This window comes from Anaerovibrio sp. (genome assembly GCF_045637405.1).
Lineage (GTDB): Bacteria > Bacillota > Negativicutes > Selenomonadales > Selenomonadaceae > Anaerovibrio.
In genome coordinates, this window is sequence record NZ_JAZTZI010000045.1 from 1 (window position 1) to 1,615 (window position 1,615).

Here is a 1,615-nt window from a genome sequence, read left to right on the forward strand (position 1 = left end):
TGGGAGAAGAAAAACCTCTGAGGGATGAAATCGCAGATTTGGAACAGCGTAAGGAAAAAATTCAGAGTGCTATGGACAGTGGCAATTTTTCCGCCGAGGAAAATGAGCGTATGAATTTTGCCATTAAGGCCCACGATAGAAAAATAGCCCAATTAAAATTACTAATCGAAAAATAACAAAAGGAGACCTTATTAGGTCTCCTTTATTTATGTGATCATTTATTTTCCAGTAATTTGGAAAACTCCTCGGCACTTATCGGCTGAGAAAAATAGAAGCCCTGCGCCCAATTACAGCCTATGGATTTCAGGAAATCTACCTGCTCTTTAGTTTCAACACCCTCGGCGATTGTTGGCAATTTCAGTTTATCAGCCATATATACCACAGCCGCCAAAATATTATTCCCCCGACCAGTCCGGTCCGTGCGTTGCAAAAAGCCCATGTCTATCTTCAGCACATCAATATAAATATCCTTTAGCATATTCAAGGAGGAATAGCCACTGCCGAAATCATCCATCAAAATCCGGAAGCCCTCCCGTTGTAAATTATCGACTACGGACATTATCATCTGTGGGTCACCGGTATAGGCGGACTCAGTTATTTCCAGTTCAAACAGTTCCTTCGGTATCTTGTATTTATTTACTATCCGGACCAATACATTTACTAATTCCGGATCATACAAATCTATACGGGAAACATTTACTGACACCGGCTTAACTGCTTTTCCCTCATCCAACCATTTACGCAACTGTTGGCATACGCTCTCCCACATGAATTTATCCAATTCATATATGGAGCCATTCTTTTCAAATATCGGAATAAACTTACTAGGAGGAATATTTTCTCCCTCCTTGGTAACCCAACGAACTAATGCCTCCGAGCCAATAACAGTTTCATTTTTCAACTCATACTTAGGCTGAAGGAGCAGGGAAAACTCATTGTTGTCCATGGCACTGTCCAAAGCGTTCATGATATTTTGCTCATCCAGCATTTCATCCCACATGCTACCATCATATACACAGTACGGCACCATATGATTGCCCTTGGCCTGATTTAAAGCAATATTTGCCCGCTCAATCATCTTGCTGACAGGAAGAGACTTATCGGTAATTTTATACAAGCCAAAGGTCAGCACTGTATGGTGATTAATTTCAAAGCTGTTGGCCACTACCTGCAAGGTATAAATCAGTTTTTCTGCATCACCCTCGCTGGACTCAAAACAAACTACAAAATTATCCGCATAAAGTCGGGCCGCCAGACAAAGCTTCAGGTCAACCTTCTTCAGGAAATCGCCAATATATTTAAGAAGCTTGTCACCCTGAGCTTCACCAAAGACTTCATTTATAACCTTAAAACGCTCCACGTTTATGCGCAGTATATCAAAGGATTTATCCGGATAATCAGCCAGCATATCCTCTGTCCTTGAGCAAAAAGCGTCCCGGTTCAGTAAGCCAGTAAAGCTATCATAGGCCGACAAGTAATCATACTCACTGTGTGAAGGCGTACTAGCTATCGTATAACTACGCTCATGCGGTGAATCTTCAGCAACATTAATACCCTCGATGGCATAGCCACCTGGAGCCCGCTTATACATAATGGTAATATTCATAGGCAGAAG

Annotated in this window: 1 protein-coding gene; it reads right to left on the reverse strand. The window is 41.8% G+C overall.

Annotated elements, in window-relative coordinates; genetic code table 11:
• Positions 1-214 precede the first annotated feature (214 nt).
• Positions 215-1,615 (reverse strand): putative bifunctional diguanylate cyclase/phosphodiesterase (locus tag ACKI5G_RS03485; RefSeq protein WP_407397674.1); only part of this gene is annotated, 1,401 nt, incomplete at its 5' end.